The organism is Longimicrobium sp. (assembly GCF_036280135.1).
In the GTDB taxonomy this organism is placed as follows: Bacteria; Gemmatimonadota; Gemmatimonadetes; order Longimicrobiales; family Longimicrobiaceae; genus Longimicrobium.
Genome location: NZ_DASURI010000458.1, coordinates 1 through 19,606, shown reverse-complemented (window position 1 = coordinate 19,606; position 19,606 = coordinate 1). Strand labels below are relative to the sequence as shown.

The window sequence follows — 19,606 nt, the reverse complement described above, 5'->3', positions numbered from 1 at the left end:
CGCCGCGGCGCCGGCCACCGTCCACGCGAGCAGCGCCAGGGCCGCGCGGGGCAGGGGCGGCAGCGGCAGCAGCAGCGCGCCCGCGGGCAGCAGCCCCACGATCAGGCCCACGAGCGGATAGAACGCCGTGGACTGGCGCAGGTCGCCCGGCGACGGGTCGCCGCGCAGGGGCACGCGCCACGGGGTGAGCAGGCCGGCCGCCAGCAGCAGCCGGCGCATGGAGTTCAGGGTGCGGTCGGAGTATTCCATCCCGTGCGGACGCGGTTCCGGTCGATGTGACGGCGAGCCGCCGACGCTCCGCATCCACCGTTCCGCCGTTGTCCGCTCCGTCCGGCTCTGCCCGTCCGGTGAGGCGGATCGAGCGAGGCGCGGGTTTGCGGACGGGAGCGGCGGCCATCATCTTTGGCCATCGCCTGCACGGTTTCCCCTCACGCGATGCCCGCCCGTGATCCTTCGCACGCCGCGCCTGGTTCTCCGCGAGTTCACCGCCGACGATTGGGCGGCCACGCACGCGTATCAGCAGGATCCGCGATACCTGCGCTTCTACGACCGCGACGGGGTCACGGAGCGGCAGGCGCAGGCCATCGTCTACACGTTCATCCTGTGGCAGGGCGAACAGCCGCGCGCCAAGGCCCAGCTGGCCGTCACCCTCGCGGACACGGGCGAGCTCATCGGCAACGTGGGGCTGCGGCGCGACACGGCCGACGACCCCGTGGCGGACATGGGCTACGAGCTGGCGCCCGCGCACTGGGGCCACGGCTACGCCACGGAGGCTGCCCGCGCCATGATCGACCTGGGGTTCGGCGAGTGGGGCGTGGAGCGCATCCACGCGCACTGCGTGGCGGACAACGAGGCCAGCGCCCGCGTGCTGCGCAAGGCCGGCCTGCGCCAGGAGGCGTGCCTGCGCGACCACCAGTGGTTCAAGGACCAGTACTGGGACGTGCTGATCTTCGGGATGACGCGGGCGGACTGGTCCCCGTCCGCCGAACGGGAGGGCGGGGGATGAGCGATTCGGCGTACGCGCGGTCCGCGGACTTCTATGACCTGGTCTACGGCGGCAAGCCGTACGCGGACGAGGCGGCGCACGTCCACGTGCGCATCCAGGCGCACCTGCGCTCCGGCGGAAACGCCCTGCTGGACGTGGGATGCGGCACGGGCGGCCACGTGGCGCACTTCCTCGATCATTACCGCATCGAGGGGCTGGACCTGGACGAGGGGCTGCTGCGCATCGCGGCGGAACGGTACCCGGACGCCACGTTCCACCGCGGCGACATGACGGACTTTGACCTGGGCCGCGCGTTCGACGCCGTCGTCTGCCTGTTCAGCGCCATCGGCTACGTGCGGACGGAGGATGCGCTTCGGCGCACGGTCGCCGGCTTCGCGCGGCACCTGCGGCCGGGCGGCGTGGTGGTGGTGGAGCCGTGGCTCACGCCGGACGTCTTTCGCCCGGGCACCCTGCGCCTGGACGCGAGCGAGTCGGCGGAGCTCAAGGTGGCGCGCATCGTCCGCAGCGACTACGACGGCGACCTGTCCGTGCTCGTCTTCAGCTTCCTGGTGGGCCGGCCGGAGGGGGTGGAGCACTGGGAGGAGCGCCACCTGCTGGGCCTCTTTGCCGACGGGCAGATGCGGGACGCCTTTGCCGCCGCCGGCCTGGAGGTGGTGGAGCACGATCCGCACGGGCTCACGGGCCGCGGCCTGTACGTCGCCCGCCGCCCGGAATTCGGCGCACCGGCACCGGCGGCGGGCGGCGGCTGATCCGCATCCGTCGCACATCCGCCGCGCCGACATCGATCCACCTCCTTAGATCCACGATGCGAGTCCACGTCCGCCGTCTGCTGCCCCTCCTGGCCCTCGCGCTGGGGGCGTGCGCCGTCTCCATGAGCCCGGTTACGGGACGAAAGCGGGCGTACGCGTACTCGTGGGAGCAGGAGGTGCGGCTGGGGCGCGCGGTGGACCGGCAGATCACGGCGCAGTACGGCACGTACGACGACGACGCGCTGCAGGACTACGTGCGGCGCGTGGGCAACGACGTGCTCGCCGTGAGCCATCTGCGCCGCGACGACGCCCTGCCGGAGTACCGGACGGCCAAGTTCGTATTCCGCGTGCTGGACACGGAGGCGGTCAACGCGTTCGCCCTGCCGGGCGGATACGTCTACGTGACGCGCGGCATGCTGGCGCACCTGGAGAACGAGGCGCAGCTGGCCGTGGTGCTGGGGCACGAGATCGCGCACGTGGCCGCCCGCCACGGCTCGCAGAACGCGCTGGAGGGCGGGCTGATGACGGCCGCGCTGCTGGGCGCCGGTCTCCTGGGCGAGGAGCTGGCCGGTGCGGGGGACGAGATCGGCGACGTGGGCGCCGTGGCCGCGCAGCTCATGCTGTTTCGCTACAGCCGCGACGACGAGCGCGAGAGCGACCGCCTGGGCGTGGAGTACGCCGCCATGGCCGGCTACCGCGCGGCGGAGGGCGCGGCGTTCTTCAGCGGGCTGGAACGGCTGCAGGCGCGCGCGGGCCGCATCCCCGGCTTTCTCTCCACCCACCCGGACCCGGGCCGGCGCGGGGAGACGGTGGCGCAGATGGCCGCGGACTGGGTGGCGCTGGGCTTCGACGGCGAGCGGGTGGAGCGCGAGGCGTACCTGGCGCGCATCGACGGCATCACGCTGGGGCAGGATCCGCGGCAGGGGTACGAGATGGCGGGCTGGTTCTACCACCCGGCGGGCGGCTTTCGCTTTCCCGTCCCGGCGGACTGGACGGTGGATCGGCAGGGGCGGCAGGTGGTGCTGCGGCCGCGCGCGGGCGACGGCGTGCGGGTGGAGCTCGCGGCCCGCTCACGGCATCCCACGGCGGACGTGGCCGCGCGCGTGTTCGTCCACGAGAACGGGCTGGCCGGCGCGTCGTCGTATCGCACGAACATGAACGGGTTTCCCGGCGCGCGGGTGGACGGGGCGATGGACTCCGGCGGATCGTCGTACCAGGTGACGGGCTACTGGCTGGAGCACGGCGGCCATGTGGTCCGCTTCGCCGGCATCTCGCATTCGGCGTACAACGCGGAGCTGCAGTACGGCATCGGCGAGATGACGCGCGGCTTTCGCGCGGTGTCGGACCCGGGGCTGCTGGACGTGGCGCCCGTGCGGCTGGTGGTGATGACGACGGAGCGCGCGCAGCGGTTCGCGGACGTGGTGGACCCGCGGTTCATCCCGGCCGGGATGGACCTGGAGGCGCTCGCCATCCTGAACGGCGTGTCGGTGGACGCCGTGATCCCGGCCGGGACGGTGCTCAAGCTGCCGGGGTAGGGCCCTCACCCCGCTCGAGGCCCTCACCCCGCTCGAGGCCCTCACCCCGCTCGAGGCCCTCACCCCGCTCGTTCCTCGCGGCCCTCTCCCGCGAACTGCGCGGGAGAGGGCGTAGACTTCGAACGAGGTGTGGTGCGCGGTGGCGAGTCCGCGGCGCGCGTTGTTTTGGCACACCCGGTTATTCTCGGGCACGTGCGACAGACGCGTCATCCTGAGGAGCCGCCGCGCGATCCGTCCCGTGCCGGATCCATGGCGGCGACGAAGGATCTTGCCCGCAAAGCTCCGCCCCTGCTCTCGTGCACGAAGGCCACCCCCGAGTTTCGCACACAAGATCCTTCGGTCGCGCCAACGTCCTGAGCGCATTCACGTTACGCGCGGCGCTCCCTCAGGATGACGCTCTCTGGTTCCGTTGAAAGGCAGCAGGTTTGGCAGCCTGCTCGGGATGACGCCGCTCGGGATGCTACCAGTCCATCCCGGCGGAGACGAGCACGCCCAGGCTGGGACTGAAGTCCGTGTAGCCGGCCACGGCTTCCGCCAGCAGCCATCGGCGTCCGCCTGCGCGGGCGCCCAGGCGAACCTCGCCCAGCGACTCGTTGCCGCGGATCTCGCGGTGTCCGCTGCCCACCTGCTGGCCCACCACCGTGAGCATGGGGTCGATGACGCCGCCGTCGTACTCGGCGCGGAGGGCGTAGATCAGCAGGTCGTCCTGCTCGAACGCCGTCTGCCGCGTGCCGAAGATGCCCACGCCGGCCTCTGCCTGCACTGCCATCCGCCCCCGCACCGCCCGCCCGCCGACCGTCGCGAAAAAGTCCGTGGCGTCGCGATCCAGCCCCACGGCGTTGTCCGTCGTGGGCAGCCGCGCGCCAAAGCGCAGGGCGGCGGCCACGGGCGCGCCCTCGTTCGTCAGCCGGACGGTCGTGAGCACGCGGTAGTCGCCCGCGTCGTGGCGCTCGCCGTCGTCCGCGGGTTGCACGCCGGGCTCGGCGGGGGCGAAGCGCGACTCCTCGTCGAACCGGCGCTGCACGGTGCCGCCGGCCTCGAGCACCACGCGGCCCGTGCGCCAGAACGCGCGAACGTTGCCCGCCTCCACCAGTGTGCCCTCCGTCCCCGCGAGCGACGCGCGCTGGTCCTGGAACCATCCGCCGCCCACCTGCGCCGACACCGTCCGTCCGTCGTCGAACATCCGCCACTCGAACGGCTCCAGCGGCCGCAGCTGCGCGGACGCCGCCACGGGCAGGGCCACGAGCGCCGCGGCCGCCCGGATGATCGTCATCGTCCCCTTCTTCAACACCGATCCCCTGCCGGTTTCGTAGGAATTCACCGCGTTCCGGCGGAGAAACTGGTGCCGCGCCGCCCCGCGCGCCACCGCCGCGCTGGCGAGGGACGGCGCGCGCGTGTAGTCTGAGCGCATGCTTGCACCGACGATCGAAACCGAGCGCCTGGTTCTTCGCGCGCACACCCTGGCCGACCTGGACGACTGCGTGGCGATGTGGGCCGATCCGGCCGTCGTCCAGCAGATCGGCGGCGGCCGGCCGTCCACGGCGGAGGAGACGTGGGCGCGGCTGCTGCGCAACGTGGGCCTGTGGCCCATGGTGGGCTTTGGATACTGGGTGATCCGCGAGCGCGGGACGGACCGCTTCGTGGGCGAGGCGGGGCTGGCGGACTTCCGGCGCGACATCACGCCGTCGCTGGCGGGCGCGCCCGAGGCGGGGTGGGCGCTGGCGACGTGGGCGCAGGGCCGGGGCCTGGGCACGGAAGCCGTCCGCGCCGTCGTCGCCTGGGCGGACGCGCACCTGGACGCGCCGCGCAGCGTGTGCATGATCACGCCCGCGAACGCCGCCTCCATCCGCGTGGCGGAGAAGTGCGGCTATCGCGAGTTCGCGCGCACGACGTACAAGGAGACCGACGTCACCCTGTACGAGCGCCCGCGGTCCTGAAGACAACTGCATTTTCACGCAGAGGGAGCAGAGGCAGCAGAGTACCCCGGTCCTGCGCGGACTGAAGTACTCTGCTGCCTCTGCTCCCTCTGCGTGAGAAAATTTGTTGGTTTTCCCTGCAGTTCAGGGGTTCGTCGCGGCGGTGGGATGCACGCGCGGCGGCGCCAAGCCCACGAAGATCACCAGGCCGTCGCCGCCGGGATTGCCCGTGTATGTGGGAAAGTCCGTCGTGAAGTCGGGCTTCCAGTTGTTCACCACCCACACGTTGCCCGCCGCGTCGATCACGCAGCTGGTCTGCCGCATGAGCGGGCTGTAGCAGGGCTGGCCGTCGGGGCCGTACAGCGGCGTGCCCGTGCGCAGCAGGACCGGGTCGCCGCCGCTGGGCAGCGTGTAGCCCGTGTGCGGCGTGAGCGGATGGCCCGTGAGCATCCCCTCCGGCCGCGTGGCCGGGTTGGCGCCCGCCAGCCGCGTGAGCGCCGCGCGGGTGTAGTTGCTGCCCAGCCCCATCCGCCCAAAGTTGGCCACCCACACGTGGTCGTGCCCGTCGATGGCCAGCCCCCACGGCGCATCCATCCCGCCCACGCCGGTGAACGCGCCCGCGAGCTCCCCGTCCGGCGTGATCAGGTAGACCGTGCTGTCCCCGCCGGACGCCAGCCACACGTTCCCCAGCGAATCCACCTGGATCACCTTGCACGCGGAGCCCAGGGGAATGCTCTGCAGCAGGTCGACGGACGTGCCGTCGGCGCTGATCTGGTGGTGCGTGACGCTCCCCTCGTCCACCGTGGGCCATCCCAGCCCGCCGCTGTTGCTCACCCACGCCGTCCCGTCGCTCGCGAAGGCCACGCCGAACGGGTTGGTGCCCGCGGGCCCCTGGATGGCCTGCGTGGAATCGCCGCCCGGGAAGACGACGACGTTGCCGCCGGCAAAATTGGCCGTCCAGACGTTGCCGGCCGCGTCCGCCTCGATGGCCTGCACGCGGTTGGTGCCGCCACCGTATCCCGCGTCCGGCGAGACGGGCGTGCCGTCGGGGAGGAACTCCGAGACGGTGCCGTCCACGGGGTAGTACTCCGTTGGATCGCCCCATCCGAAGTTGCCCACCCACACGTGCCCATCCGGCGCGATGGTGATGCCCCATCCCGGCCCGATCAGCCCGCCGCCCGTCACCGGGGACCGGGGCTCGCCGTCCGTGCCGTCCGCGGGCGTGCCGTCGGGCCGCAGCACCACGATGAAGTTGCCCGAGTTGGGCGTGCCCTGCACCACGTTGTTTGCGATCCACGCGTATCCGTTGGCATCGAACGCCACGTTGGCCGGCCCGCCGAACAGGTGGTCGTCGCTCCCCGTGTCGTTCACCTTCACGGCCAGCGTCCACGCGTCCGGCGGCGTGGTCAGCGCCGGCGTGAACACCTCCGCCGCGCGCGCCAGCCCGTAGAGGCCGGCCACGTTGTGCGCCGGGTCGCGCGCCAGCCGGCCCAGGGCCTGGAAGGTGTCGGCCGCGGGCGTGCCCCCGGGCGGCGTGGTGAGCGCCAGCAGGTTGTACGTGGCGCCGGGGACGCGGCGGACGCACCCGGCGAGCAGGTTGCCCAGGGCGCGAAGGGAGCGCAGGCCGATGGTCTCGTCCGCGTTGGGCGACGTGCGCAGGACGATGGACGGCTCGCCCGTGCGCACGTCCGCCAGGTTGGCGCTCATCCCGGCGGCGACGCGCAGCGGCAGCGGGCTGCCCTGGATGGCGCCGTCATGGGTGAGCTGCGCCATGCTGTACACCGCCGCCACGGTGGTGAGCTCGTTGATGACGATCTCTCCCGTCACCTTCGGGCCGATGACGGCCGCCAGCAGCACGGACCCGCCCACGCCGGCGGTGGCGTAGTGGATGGCGCCGCTGGCCGATTCGGGGCGGTCGATGGAGAACCGTCCGCGTCCGTCCGTCACCGCCGTGCCGATGACGGCGGGCGCGTCGGGCGAGGCGGCGTAGAGGGTGACCGTGGCGCCGGCGAGTGGCAGAACGTGGTCCGTGCCGCCGGACTGGACGGTCCCGAGGAGCTGATTGTTCATGATGAGATGCGCGCGGAGATAACGAGGAGGGATGAAGACCGACGGCGCCGACATCCGCGGGGAAGACTGCTGGCGTGGATGATCGTGCGTCGATCCGCCGCTCCGCAAGCAAACGTCTGGATCCGGATGTAACGAAGCCGCGGCGGATCGCTGATCCCGGATCGGATGGCAGGCCTCGCGCGAGCGCCCCCTCCGGGCTCGCGGAGCTCACCCACCTCCCCCAAAACCCCTGGGGGAGGTTGGACGGCCGCGATGCTCATCCGCGCCGCTTTTCGGAAGGGGGGCTCGATGCATCCCGCGCTGCGTCATCCTGGATGGCAGTCGCGGATCTGAATCGGCGTCGCGAGGCCCCAGCCCCGGCGAATGATGCCGGTGCGGATCTGGAGTCGATATTCGCGGCGTCCCAGCCCCGGCGAATGAATTCGCGGCTCTGACTGCGATGTCGGCCTTCGCCGACAGCTCCTGCCGCGCGCCGCCCTTGTGCACACAGGCCGCGTTCCAGCCTCCCAAGGCCGCCCCGGTGCACGTGGCGCTGCCCGTGCTGGGGCAGTCCGCGCAGGCGGACTTCGCGACTTTCCAGCGGTGAATTCATTCGCTCCGGCTGAGGGACGGCCTTGCCGGATCAGATCCGCAACCGGCAATCATTCGCTCCGGCCCGGGAACGGCCCGACCGGATCAGCCCGCAATCGGCATCCGGATGACGCATCCTCGTGGGGAGTCGAGGAGAAGCCAGGTTTGCCGTTGCCCGCTATTCCTTATTCCCTATTCCCTGTTCCCTATTCCCTGCAGTTCCCTAGCGCCGCCGCCGCCCGTGCCGCTCCAGCGCCAGCCGGCAGATGCGGTCGCACAGCTCCGGAAAGCTGATCCCCACGGCCGCGGCGGACTGCGGCAGCAGGCTCGTGCGCGTCATCCCCGGAAGCGTGTTCACCTCCAGGCACCAGAGCCCGCCGTCGGCATCCATCCGGAAGTCCACCCGGCTGAAGCCCTCCAGCTTGAGCGCCCGGTGCGCGCGCAGGGACAACGCCTGGATCGTCCGGGTCTGCTCGGCCGTGAGGTCCGCGGGAAAGATCTCGCGCGCGCCGCCCTCCTGGTACTTGCTGGCGTAGTCGAACACCTCGCCCCCGGAGACGATTTCGCCCACACCCAGCGCTTCGTCCGCCAGGATGCCGCAGGTGAGCTCGCGCCCGGGAACGAAGCGCTCCAGCATCACCTCGTCGTCGTGGCGGAACGCCTCGTCGATGGCGGGCCGCAGCGCATCGGCCGCGCGGACGACCGTGAGCCCCACCGTGGAGCCCTGCTTGTTGGGCTTGACGACGACGGGAAAGCCCAGGGTGGCCTCCACCTCCGCCGCCTCGGCGGGGGCCATCATCCAGTCCGCCGTGGGCACGCCGGCGACGCGGAACAGGCGCTTGGACAGGTCCTTGTCCATGGCCGTGGCGCTGGCCGCGTGGCCGCTGCCCACGTAGGGGATGCCCGTCATGTCCAGCAACGCCTGGATGGTGCCGTCCTCGCCCGTGCCGCCGTGCAGGGTGAGGAACACCACGTCGATGTCGCCCAGTTCGCTGGCCGCCGGCAGCGGCGACGTGGCGCCGGCGCGGATGACGGAGAGCTCCGCCTCGTCCGGGGGCGCGGGCGCCACGCCGGCCGTCAGCAGGCGCTGCTCGTCCGCGGGCGCCAGCACTCCTCGCGCCGTGTCGACGGCGACTACCTCGTGCCCCGCCTGGCGCAGCGCGTTGAGCACCTGCGCGCCGCTGGCGATGGACACGTCCCGTTCCGCGCTCGTTCCCCCGAACAGCACCGCCACCCGCATGCGCGCCTCGCTTTTGTCCCCGATGGTGGGTGAGAGATCAGGCTACTCCTGGCTCGTCAAAACGAAATCCTTGACCTTTGATTAGCCTGAGCTTAGTATATGGCATAGTACGTAGCTAAGTCCCCTCTTCTGGAGCACACCTATGGTAACGTGGAACGTGGACGCGTGGCGAATGCAGCAAGCGAAGGACCGCTGGGCTTACTGGCTGGGCGTGAATTGGACGAGCCTGACCAGCGGGGCCAAGATCTTCGCACCCGGTTCGCTTGCACCCCCGCAAGAGGTGGGATTTATGGCGCTTCCGTTCGCTCATCCTGTCGGGCAGGTGAAGGACTGGGGGATGTCGCTGGCGGACGGCAGCCGAATCCACGTGCACGAGTTCGCTAATGGAACGCGTGTTGTTCATCGTGACCAGCACGATCCCGCGGCTGGGGTGGGCCCCGCGCTGGCGCACCTGATGCATGAGACTCCGTATGGCAAACTGGCGCTCGGCATCGGCGCTTTCTTCTTCATCGCAAAAGCCGTGGGAGAATGACCGGTCCTGAAGTTCACGCCATCCGCACTCAACTAGGGCTGTCACAGGTGCAGCTCGCACAACTGCTCGGGGTCCACCCGCTTACTGTTTCCAAGTGGGAGCGCAGCGTGTTGGCCCCGACACCACATCAAGCCGCTTTGCTCGACTCGTTCGGCAAAGCGGGTAAGGCGAAGCAGCAGATCGGCAGTGAAGTATCCAATCTGCTGGTGACCGCAGGCGTGGCGATGGCCCTCCTAGCCCTGTTGAGCGCCGCGTTCGACAAGAAGTAAGCGAAATCGAGCTGTACTCGGCCTGACAACAACATTCCTGACCTGTCCTGCTCCTCGTGCATGCGCATCTGAGGAGCGATCTTCGTTTATGTAGAACGCGCTGCGCACGGGCGCGATTCTTTCAGCGACGGCGATCCCTTTCACCCGCGGGGACACGCGGATAGACTGGCATCCCACCCCGCGCCGCGCGACCGCACGTCCAGCGCGCCGCACCCGGACCGTACGCCCCCAGCGAGACGAAGCATCCACCGTGACGGCCCGAGACCCCATCCATCCCCCGTCGCCCGCGGACGGCTCCGCGCGGGGCCGTGCGGCGGACCCGTTCGCCGGCTTTCTGCTGGAGCTCAACGACCGGCTGCGGCCCCTGTTGGACCCCGCGGAGATCCAGTTCCAGGCCGCGCGCACCCTGGGCGAGCACCTGGGCGCCAGCCGCGTGGGCTACGCCGAGGCCCAGCCGGACGGCGACACCATCGTCGTCACCCGCAACTACACGGACGGCGTGCCCGGCATCGAGGGCCGCTACCGCTACGACGACTACGGCCCCGAGCTCCTCCGCGCCTTCAACGAGGGGCGCACTGTCGTCCGCGCCGACGTGGCCAACGACCCGTCGCTCACGGACGCCGAAAAGGAGGCGCACGCGGTGCTGCAGCTGGGCTCCACGGTGAACGTGCCCTTGCACAAGGACGGCGGGCTGGTGGCCGTGCTCTTCATGCACCACCAGCACGCCCGCGCGTGGACGGCGGACGAGCTGGCCCTGCTGGAGGCCGTGGCCGAGCGCACGTGGGACGCCGTAGAGCGCGCCCGCGCCGAGCAGGCCCTGCGCGCGGGCGAGACCCGGCTGCGGCTGGCCCTGGACGTGGCGGACCTGGGGACGTGGACGTGGGACCTGGCCACGGGCGGCGGCCACATGGACGAGCGCGGGGCCGCCATCGTGGGCCTGCCGGCGGGGTACCTGGAGGACGTGGCCGCCGCGCAGATGGCCTCCATCCACCCCGACGACGTGGCGCCCACGCAGGCCGCCGCCGCGGCGGGGATGGCGGCGGGCGGCCCCTTCGACCTGCAGTACCGCGTGGTGCACCCGGACGGGAGCGTGCGGTACGTGGCCTCGCGCGCGCGGGTGATCACGGACGGCGCCGGGCGGCCCGTCTCGCTCATGGGCACCAACCGCGACGTGACGGACGAGCGCCTGGCCGAGGCCCGCATCCGCGCCGGCGAGGAGCGCTACCGCGCCCTGTTCGCCACCATGGACGAGGGGTTCTGCGTGCTGGAGGTGATCTTTGACGACGCGGACCGGGCCGTGGACGTTCGCTACGTGGAGATCAACCCCGCGTTCGAGCGGCAGACGGGGATGCGCGACGCCCTGGGCCGCACCGTCCGCGAGCTCGTGCCGGACCTGGAGCCGGCGTGGGTGGAGCGCTACGGCGAGGTGGCGCGCACGGGCCGGCCCACGCGGTTCGAGAGCCACGCGGCGCCCCTGGAGCGGTGGTTCGACGTGAACGCGTTCCGCATCGGCGCGCCCCAGGAGCGGCGGGTGGCCGTGCTGTTCAGCGACATCACGGCGCGCAAGCAGGCCGAGCTGGAGCGCGAAGGGCTGCTGGCCGCCCTGGAGGTGCAGCGCGCGCGGCTGGTGGACGTCATCCGCCGCGCCCCCGCGTTCATGGCGGTGCTGCGCGGGCCGGAGTACGTGCTGGAGCTGGTGAACGAGGCGTTCCTGCGCCTGGTGGGCGACCGCGACGTGGCGGGGCGGCCCCTTTTCGAGGCGGTGCCGGAGGCACGGGGGCAGGGGTTCGAGGCGCTGCTGGAGCGCGTGCTGTCCACGGGCGAGCCGTTCCTGGGGCGCGGGCTGCCCGTGACGCTGGCGCGCACGCCCGGCGCGCCGCCGGAGGAGCGCATCATCGACCTTGCGTACGTGCCGCTGACGGAGGCGGACGGCACGCGCTCCGGGATCGTGGCGCACGGCACCGACAACACGGAGCAGGTGCGTGCCCAGCGCGAGACGGAGCGGGCCCGCGACCGCGCCGAGCGGCTGCAGTCGCTCACGGCGGCCCTGGCCAGCGCGCGCACCCTGGATGACGTGGCCACGGTGGTGGTGGCCGACCTGGTGGTGGCCCTGGGCGCGCGCACGGGCGCCCTGGCCGGGCGCGACCCGGAGGGCGAGTCGCTGGTGCTGCTGCGCACCATCGGCTTTCCCGACCCGGTGCGCGCGGGCGTGCAGCGGCAGGGGTTCTCCCTGCGCAGCCCCCTGGTGGAATGCTTCCGCACGCAGGCGCCCGTCTGGATCGAGACGCGCGAGGGGCCGGAGGGGCTGGACGCGCGGTACCCCGTCATCGCGCCCGTGTGGGACCGGCTGGGCGTATCGTCCGCGACGTTCGTCCCCCTGGTGGCGGCGGGCGAGACGGTGGGCGTGATCAGCTTTGCGTGGGAGGGCACGCGCGCGTTCTCGCCCGAGGAGCGCGCGTTCCTGGAGGCGCTGGGGCGGCAGGCGGCCCTGGCCGTGGAGCGCGCCCGCCTGTTCGAGGCCGAGCACGCCGCCCGCGCCGAGGCGGAGCGCGCCAACCGCGCCAAGAGCGAGTTCCTGGCGGTGATGAGCCACGAGCTGCGCACGCCGCTCAACGCCATCGGCGGGTACGCGGAGCTGATGGAGATGGGCATCCACGGCCCCGTCACCCCGCAGCAGCGCGAGGCCCTGGCCCGTGTGCAGACGAGCCAGCGCCACCTGCTGGGCCTGATCAACGAGGTGCTGAACTACGCGCGGCTGGAGACGGGTTCCGTGCACTACGACGTGGCCGACGTGCGCGTGCGCGACGCGTTGGCCGGCGCCGAGGCGCTGGTGGCCCCGCAGGCGCAGTCCAAGGGGGTGGAGCTGTCCGTGGCGCCGTGCCCGCCCACGCTGGCCGTGCGGGCGGACCCGGAAAAGGTGCGGCAGATCCTGGTGAACCTGCTCTCCAACGCGGTCAAGTTCACGGACCGCGGCGGGCGCGTGGAACTGTCGTGCGAGGCGGACGGGGAGCGGGTGGCGGTGCGGGTGCGCGACACGGGGATCGGGATCGCGGCGGACCAGATGGACCGCATCTTCGAGCCGTTCGTGCAGGTGCGGGCGGACCTCACGCGCACGGCGGAGGGCACGGGGCTGGGGCTGGCCATCAGCCGCGACCTGGCGCGCGGCATGGGTGGCGACCTGACGGCGGAGAGCGAGCCCGGCGTGGGCAGCACCTTCACGCTCACGCTGCCCGCCGTATAGAAGACGGTACGAGGGTACGAGGTACGAGGGTACGAAGGTACGGGAGGGATGCGCGGTAGCGGATCCACCTCGCGATGCGAGAAGCGTCAACCACGTGGGTTCGCGGGCGGGGCTTCGTCATCACCACGCCCCGCATCGTCATCCTGAGGAGCCGCCGCGTGATGCCCGCTGGTGCGCGGACCGTGGCGGCGACGAAGGATCTTGCCCGCAAAGCGGTAAGCGAATTCCAGGCGTGTGAGCCGGCTTCGCGCGGGCGCCCCCTCCGCTCGCTTAGGCTCGCACCTCCCCCAATAACCCCTGGGGGAGGTTGGAAGCGTCGGTTTCTTGCTGCTCGCCGGCCGTCCGGGGATCGGGCAGGTTTGGAAGCGCAGGGTCTCTGCCGCGCGACGGCCGGTCGCGGACCGGAGGAATTAGCAGGAGGACGGCGTCCCTTGGTAGAGGGGCTGCTTTCGGCGAGGGGACGGCATCCACGTTTTTTGGGGAGGCATGGTGTCGGCGTCGGGCGCGGAGATCCGCCGGGGCAGAGCATCCACCTGATCGCGATCGGGAAAAGACGGCCAGGACGGACGGCGGCGTTGCGGTGGAGAGGCCACGCGCGCAGCTTTGTGCAAAGCTTGGAAACCCTCCCGCTGTCCCCTCCGCATGATCGATCCGCCCACGATCGAGTTCCGCGCGCGCAGCATCAGCCTGCTGCTGGGCGCGTTCCAGGCGCTGGTGCTGGCCACGCTGCTGGCCGGCACCCGCCGCAACGCCACGGCCAACCGGCTGCTGGCGGCGCTGCTGCTGGTGATGGTCCTGCGCATCACGCCGTACATCATCGGCTTCGCGGGATTCTACGACGCGTATCCGTGGCTCACGTTCGCTCCGTTCGAGCTTACGCTGGCCATCGGCCCGCTGGTGTACCTGTACGTGCGCCGCCTGACGGACGGGCCGCTGCCGCGCCGCTGGGCCGTTCACCTGCTCGCGCCCGCCGTGCAGCTGGGCTACTACGCGGGCGCGTTCTCGCTGCCGCTGCAGACCAAGTGGGCGTGGAACGACGCCGTCCATGAGCCCTGGCTGATGCCGCTGGAGACGGCCGCGGCGCTCCTTTCGTTCGGCGGGTACCTGGCCGCGTCGTGGCGTCGCTACCGCGGCTACCAGCGCTGGCTGGACGAGAACCTGAGCAACCGCGAGGAGCTGCGCCTGGGCTGGATGCGCGGCTTTCTGCTGGCGTGCGGCGGATTGCTGGTGCTGTGGACAGCCTACGCCTGCACCGAGTGGTTCATCCGCCGCCTGACGTACCTGGACCGCTTTCCGCTTTACCTGGCGCTGGCTGTCCTGGTCTACGCCCTGGCCCTGGCGGGATGGCGCCATGCCGGCCTCGCCTATCCCCTGCCGCGCGATTGGGACGCGGTTCATTCGGCGGATGCGGACGGGATCGACGCCGGATCGGCGGATACGCACCTGGCCCGTTCGGATCGCGCTCCCGCCGCGCCGGGCGCTGCGGACCGCGCCGATGCGGCCATGGTCGATGTGACTCCGGTCGATGCCGATACGGACGCGTTCGGAGCGGATGCGCTTCCGCCGGCGCTGGCGGCGATCGCGCCCATCGCGCCGGATCTCACGCCCGCGGACAAGGACGAGCGCGCGACGGAGGATGACGCGGCCTCGTCCACGTACGCGGAGCTGGGCGCGGGGTGGAGCGAGCGCGTGCGGCAGGCGCAGTGGTGGCGCGAGGAGTCGCTCACGCTGGCCGTGCTCGCGCGGCGGCTGCACACCTCGCCGCGCACCCTGTCCCGCGCGCTGAACGAGGGGCTGGGGCAGTCGTTCAACGAGCTCATCAACCGCATGCGCGTGGAAGCCGTCGCGGCCGAGCTGGCGGACCCGGACGGCCGTGGTGACGTGCTGCGCGCCGCGTTCGACGCCGGCTTCAGCTCCAAGGCCAGCTTCAACCGCGCGTTCAAGGCGTACACGGGCGTCACGCCGTCCGCGTACCGCCGCCAGCCGCCGGATGCGCGTCTCAACATCCGCCAATCCTCCGCCCCCGCCGAAATCGCGACGCACGACGCGGCGGATTGAGCTACCGTCCGGGCCGATCCATCGTTCGGCCACGATTCACGGACGGAGTTCATCCGCATGACCTCGCGCCTCATCCGCCGCCTCGCCGCGGCCGCCCTGCTCACGTGCGCCGCGCCCCTTTCGGCCCAACCTGATACCGTCGCGGACCGCGCCCGCCTGGACCGTTTTTTCGCGGAGGTGGACACGGACAGCACGCCCGGCTGCGTGGTGGGCGTCGCGCGGCGCGGCCAGCCGACGCTCCTGCGCGCGTACGGGCTGGCCAACCTGGAGACGGGCACGCCCAACACGCCGGCCACCGTGTTCGAGGCCGGCTCCGTCTCCAAGCAGTTCACCGCGGCGGCCGTGCTGATGCTGGCGCAACAGGGACGATTGTCGCTGGACGACGACGTACGGTGGTACCTGCCGGAGCTGCCGGACTACGGCACGCCCGTCACGCTGCGGCAGATGCTGAACCACACCAGCGGCCTGCGCGAGTGGAGCGCCGTGGCGGAGATTGGCGGGTGGCCGCGGGGCACGAGCGTCTATACGCAGGGCGACGTGCTGCGGATGGCCGCGCGGCAGCGGGCGCTCAACTTCGCGCCCGGCACGGAGTACCTCTACAGCAACACCAACTACACGCTGGCGGCCATCGTCGTGGAGCGGGTGAGCGGGATGCCGTTCGCGGAGTTCACCCGCCGCGCGCTCTTTGCGCCGCTGGGGATGGCGCATACGGGCTGGCGCGACGACTTTCGCGGCGTCGTCCGGGGCAGGGCGGACGCGTACGGATCGATGGGGGGCGGCGGATGGCGGCTGAACATGCCGTTCGAGAACACGCTGGGCCACGCCGCGCTTTTGACGACGGTGGAGGACCTGCTGCGGTGGAACGCCAACCTGGACGCTCCGTCCGTGGGCGGCGACGACTTCGCGCGGCGGATGCAGGAGCCGGGGCGCCTGGCCGGCGGCCGCGCGGCGTCGTACGCGCTGGGGCTGGACGTGGGGATGCGCGGCGGCACGCCTTCCGTGAGCCACGCGGGCGCCACGGGCGGATACCACAGCTTCCTGGGCCGATACCCGGCGCGCGGCCTATCCGTGGCCCTGCTGTGCAACGCGGGCAGCATCAACACCGAGGAGATGGGTCCCCTCCTGGCCGATCTCTTTCTCCCGCCGCCGCCTCCCGTCGCTCCGATGGGGACGGTGCCGGCCACGACACTGAGCGCGGCGGAGCTGGCCGCTCCGCTGGGGCTGTACCGCAACGCGCGGACGGCCATGCCGGTCACGGTCGAGGCGCGCCCCGGCGGATTCAGCGTGAACGGCGGCGCGCCGTACGTCGCCCGGTCCGCCACGCGCTTCGCCACGGCGGACGGCTCGCGCGAGGCGCGGCTGCTGGCGCCGGGGGAGGGCGGGCGCGGCGCGCTGCACATCCTCCGCGCCACGGGCGACACGACGCGGCTGGTGCCGGTGGACGCGTGGCGCGCGGACGCGTCCCCGGCGGACTTCGCGGGGGAGTACACGAGCGACGAGGCGGATGCGCGTGTCGTCATCCGCTCCGAAGGCGACGCGCTCGTCCTGTACACACGCCCCGAGGTGGAGATGCGGCTGGAGCCCGCCTATCGCGACGCGCTGCAGGCGCCCGACGATGGCTGGCTCTTCGTCTTTGAGCGCGATGCCGGCGGCCGCGTCACCGCGATGACGGCGTGGACCACGCGCAGCCGTGCCATCCGCTTCGAGCGCCTGCGCTGATCCGCCGCCGACGCAAAAAGGCCGGCGCGGCGCAGATGCGCCCCGCCGGCCCGTGGATCGCGAATCCGCGGATCAGCAGCGGATGCAGATGTTGTTGACGTACGTGGCGTAGCCGGGCTCCGAAGGCGCGTAGCAGCCCTGCCGCGTGCACAGGCAGGTTCCCGCCGCCGTGATCTGCGCGCCCTGCACGGTGCCGCGCTCGCCGTCCGCCGCGTCGGTGGCAAAGCTGTCGATCCGCAGGTCGTCCAGCTTGAGGCTCAGCTTCTTCATCGTGTCTCCGTTCGGGTTGCGATGGATATCCGTCCGCCCTGTCCGCGGTGATGCGGCGCGCTCCTTCGGCCGTCGCGTTCAAGGCGGAGCGAGGTCCGGCTCAGCAGTAACAGGTGAAGATGTTGCAGCCCGACCACTCCTTCGACGCCTCGTAGCCCTGCTTGCGCTCATCGGCGGCGGCGGTCGCGAACTGCTCGACGGCGAGCTCTTCCACGTTCAGCTGGAGCTTCTTCATGGCATCCTCCTCGGCGTGATGTGATTCCGGGAATCCCGGAAACGGATGGACGCCAGGAAGGTATGCTATCGATTCCAGACATGCAATGTGAAATCGACGCGCAGGAGAAGCCAGGAGCTCAGGCGGAGTGCTCCGGGGGCAGCAGACCGGCGTCGCGCATCACCTGCGTGGCGCGCGGGTACTCTTCCGCGCCGCCTTCCATGCTGCCGGGCAGCATGATGAGCCGCTTTCGCACGGCGCCCCTCCGTCTTGGCCCGAAACGTCCGATCGTCCGATGTGATGTCAGCAGGATGCTGCATGGCGCATTTCGGCCGTGGATGGCGGTGGATTGCGGTGGATGGGACGCGGCGGATGACGCGGCGGCTACGCGCGGGCGGCCTCGATGCGCTCCGTCAGCCGGTCGAGCGCGTCCGCGGGGAACGGCTCGCTCCAGTGCTTGTGCCAGCCTTCCGCGCCGGCGCGGCTCGCCAGCTCCCGCAGCCCGCGCCACAGCGGAAGCACGACGTCCATCGGCGATCCCCACGCGCGCGCCACGACGTTGCCGCGGCGCTCGCGTACGTCGTGGAACGTGATGATCTCCAGGATGACGGCGGACGGATCGAACGCGCGGAACCGCCACGCGTGCTCCGTGGGCTCCTCGCAGATGCGCGCGACGTGCTCCCCCGGCCCGTCCAGCACGCCCGCGAGCGCCGCCACCAGCTCGCTGACGAAGTCGTACGGCAGGTACGACACGTAGAACGACAGCGTCTCGCCGCCGTCGAGCTCCAGCGTCGTCGGCAGCCACCCGTTCCGCGCCCTGCCGAAGCGGAGGTTCATCGGACGCAAATCGGGTGCAGCCGGAGTGGCCGGGCAACGTGCGTGCGGATCATGGCGTGATGGGCTGGCGAGGCGGTGAGTAATCCGCGGGAAGCGCGCCCGGCGGCGGGTTGCGGGGCGGGTAGCCGGCGCGGGCGGCGCGGTCCGCGTCCCGCCGCGCGATCAGCACGTAATGCCGCGAGGAGTAGCTGGGGCAGCTGCAGGCCTCGCAGACCGGGAGCGGCTCCCGCAGGAACCCGTACACGGGCACGCGGACCCCGCGGAGCACCTCGACGGTGTTGGGCGGCCGGTACGTGTCCGTCCGCGCGCACTGCACGCCGCCCGTGTACACCGTGGCGACCCACACCAGGTCCCGCGGCTCCGGGGCGGTGCGTTGCGGATGCGAACACCCGGCCGCCAGCGCCAGGACAATCAGCAGCAGTCGTTTCATCCAGGGCTTTGATCGCAGGGGCAGCGCGAGCAGATGCGTGGCCGGACGCGCGTCCGCAAAATCTACCGGGAACCTGCCTCGGCGAGACAGGGGTGCGGACGTGCGGCCGGGCCCGCCGCGGGAGGACGCTCAGCTCCGTTGCGGCGCCGATGTCCGCCTGCGCCGGCGCACCCGCAGGGCCAGCCGCGCGATGAAGAAGACCGTGAGCGCCATCAGCACCAGCGCCAGCAGGGGCGCCAGGAACCCGACGACGATGGAGACGACGGCGGCCACGTCCTCGGCCACGCTCAGGAGGGGGTTGCCCACGCCGCCCGTGGTCGCCGTGCTTCCCAGCCGCGCCGTCGCCTTGGCGGAGTGCACTCCCAGCGCCAGCGGCGCCCCCAGCAGGATGCCGATGGCCACGGAGTACTCCGGCGCGAGCTGGTACAGGAACGGCGTGGCCGCCAGCGCCGCCAGCACGGGCTTGGTGAGCACCTGGATGCTGTCCAGCGCGTGGTCCACGAGGGGCACCTTGTCGCCCAGGATCTCCAGCAGCGTCGCCACGCCAAAGATCAGCACCGTCTGCGGCTTCTCCAGCCACATCAGGTTGTCGGGCAGGGGCAGGTCCGTGAGCCACGCGGCCAGGCTGGCGCTGAACACGGGCAAAAACGCCCGCAGACCGGCCGTGGCCGCCAGCACCACGCCGAACGCGGCGGCGGAAAGGGCATCCATCAGCGTATCGTCGTCATCTCGATCCCCAGCGTACAATCATCCCCATCCACGTGATGCGCACGTCGCGCACCAGCGGGAACACGGCCCAACGCACAAAAGCCGCGCCCCGTGCGGAGGCGCGGCCTTCGTCCGGCGTACGATCCGGCGATCAGCAGAGGTCGGACAGCTTGATCGGATCGCAGATGCACGGATCGGTCGGCGCGTAGCAGGAGACGCAGGAAGGCTTGGTCCCGGTCGCC

Annotated in this window: 17 protein-coding genes and 1 pseudogene; 9 read left to right on the top strand and 9 right to left on the bottom strand. The window is 71.6% G+C overall.

Features of this window, described 5'->3' with window-relative positions:
• Positions 1–249, bottom strand: a pseudogene (locus tag VFZ20_RS14840) (hypothetical protein); the annotation flags it as partial.
• Positions 250–445: 196 nt separating this feature from the next.
• On the opposite strand from VFZ20_RS14840, the gene VFZ20_RS14835 reads away from it, so the two are divergent.
• From VFZ20_RS14835 to VFZ20_RS14825, 3 genes are read left to right on the top strand one after another with little or no spacing between them, the layout of a single operon-like run.
• On the top strand, positions 446–1,006 hold the full coding sequence (locus VFZ20_RS14835) for a GNAT family protein (protein WP_329684683.1): 561 nt from the start codon (positions 446–448) through the stop codon (positions 1,004–1,006).
• Positions 1,003–1,755, top strand: coding sequence for a class I SAM-dependent methyltransferase (locus VFZ20_RS14830; RefSeq protein WP_329684682.1), 753 nt, complete (start codon positions 1,003–1,005; stop codon positions 1,753–1,755). The genes VFZ20_RS14835 and VFZ20_RS14830 overlap by 4 nt, the downstream gene beginning before the upstream one ends.
• Before the next feature lie 56 nt (positions 1,756–1,811).
• Positions 1,812–3,290, top strand: a complete 1,479-nt coding sequence (locus VFZ20_RS14825) for a M48 family metalloprotease (RefSeq protein WP_329684681.1) — start codon at positions 1,812–1,814, stop codon at positions 3,288–3,290.
• Between the two features lie 460 nt (positions 3,291–3,750).
• Here the strand turns inward: VFZ20_RS14825 and VFZ20_RS14820 are convergent, their stop codons facing one another.
• Positions 3,751–4,563, bottom strand: coding sequence for a hypothetical protein (locus tag VFZ20_RS14820; RefSeq protein WP_329684680.1), 813 nt, complete (start codon positions 4,561–4,563; stop codon positions 3,751–3,753).
• A gap of 136 nt (positions 4,564–4,699) precedes the next feature.
• On the opposite strand from VFZ20_RS14820, the gene VFZ20_RS14815 reads away from it, so the two are divergent.
• Positions 4,700–5,227: a GNAT family N-acetyltransferase gene (locus tag VFZ20_RS14815; protein ID WP_329684679.1), complete on the top strand. Its 528-nt coding sequence runs from the start codon at positions 4,700–4,702 to the stop codon at positions 5,225–5,227.
• A gap of 123 nt (positions 5,228–5,350) precedes the next feature.
• On the opposite strand, the gene VFZ20_RS14810 is transcribed toward VFZ20_RS14815, so the two are convergent.
• Both VFZ20_RS14810 and VFZ20_RS14805 read right to left on the bottom strand, forming a co-directional pair.
• A complete protein-coding gene (locus VFZ20_RS14810; protein ID WP_329684678.1) occupies positions 5,351–7,276 on the bottom strand; it encodes a hypothetical protein in 1,926 nt (641 codons plus the stop codon).
• Positions 7,277–8,069: 793 nt separating this feature from the next.
• On the bottom strand, positions 8,070–9,086 hold the full coding sequence (locus VFZ20_RS14805) for a D-alanine--D-alanine ligase (RefSeq protein WP_329684677.1): 1,017 nt from the start codon (positions 9,084–9,086) through the stop codon (positions 8,070–8,072).
• A gap of 172 nt (positions 9,087–9,258) precedes the next feature.
• Between VFZ20_RS14805 and VFZ20_RS14800 the strand changes: the two genes are divergently transcribed.
• From VFZ20_RS14800 to VFZ20_RS14780, 5 genes are all read left to right on the top strand, one after another.
• Positions 9,259–9,618, top strand: coding sequence for a hypothetical protein (locus VFZ20_RS14800; RefSeq protein ID WP_329684676.1), 360 nt, complete (start codon positions 9,259–9,261; stop codon positions 9,616–9,618).
• Positions 9,615–9,887, top strand: a complete 273-nt coding sequence (locus VFZ20_RS14795) for a helix-turn-helix domain-containing protein (RefSeq protein ID WP_329684675.1) — start codon at positions 9,615–9,617, stop codon at positions 9,885–9,887. Before VFZ20_RS14800 ends, VFZ20_RS14795 begins: the two co-directional genes overlap by 4 nt.
• 250 nt (positions 9,888–10,137) lie before the next feature.
• Positions 10,138–13,128 (top strand): ATP-binding protein, encoded by a 2,991-nt coding sequence (locus VFZ20_RS14790; protein ID WP_329684674.1) that lies wholly within the window; start codon positions 10,138–10,140, stop codon positions 13,126–13,128.
• Positions 13,129–13,770: 642 nt separating this feature from the next.
• Positions 13,771–15,186 (top strand): helix-turn-helix domain-containing protein, encoded by a 1,416-nt coding sequence (locus tag VFZ20_RS14785; RefSeq protein WP_329684673.1) that lies wholly within the window; start codon positions 13,771–13,773, stop codon positions 15,184–15,186.
• A gap of 57 nt (positions 15,187–15,243) precedes the next feature.
• Positions 15,244–16,905 carry a serine hydrolase domain-containing protein gene (locus tag VFZ20_RS14780; protein ID WP_329684672.1) on the top strand — a complete coding sequence of 554 codons (1,662 nt, stop codon included), beginning with the start codon at positions 15,244–15,246 and terminating at the stop codon, positions 16,903–16,905.
• Between the two features lie 72 nt (positions 16,906–16,977).
• Here VFZ20_RS14780 and VFZ20_RS14775 read toward each other — a convergent pair whose 3' ends face one another.
• From VFZ20_RS14775 to VFZ20_RS14755, 5 genes are all read right to left on the bottom strand, one after another.
• Complete coding sequence (locus tag VFZ20_RS14775; protein ID WP_329684671.1) at positions 16,978–17,175, bottom strand: pinensin family lanthipeptide; 198 nt, start codon at positions 17,173–17,175, stop codon at positions 16,978–16,980.
• A 100-nt stretch (positions 17,176–17,275) separates the two neighbouring features.
• The gene (locus tag VFZ20_RS14770) at positions 17,276–17,410 is read right to left on the bottom strand and encodes a hypothetical protein (RefSeq protein WP_329684670.1); all 135 of its coding nucleotides are present in this window, start codon (positions 17,408–17,410) and stop codon (positions 17,276–17,278) included.
• Between the two features lie 363 nt (positions 17,411–17,773).
• On the bottom strand, positions 17,774–18,226 hold the full coding sequence (locus VFZ20_RS14765) for a hypothetical protein (RefSeq protein ID WP_329684669.1): 453 nt from the start codon (positions 18,224–18,226) through the stop codon (positions 17,774–17,776).
• A gap of 49 nt (positions 18,227–18,275) precedes the next feature.
• Positions 18,276–18,656 carry a hypothetical protein gene (locus VFZ20_RS14760; RefSeq protein ID WP_329684668.1) on the bottom strand — a complete coding sequence of 127 codons (381 nt, stop codon included), beginning with the start codon at positions 18,654–18,656 and terminating at the stop codon, positions 18,276–18,278.
• 129 nt (positions 18,657–18,785) lie between these two features.
• Positions 18,786–19,367, bottom strand: coding sequence for a DUF4126 domain-containing protein (locus VFZ20_RS14755; protein ID WP_329684667.1), 582 nt, complete (start codon positions 19,365–19,367; stop codon positions 18,786–18,788).
• Positions 19,368–19,606: the final 239 nt, after the last annotated feature.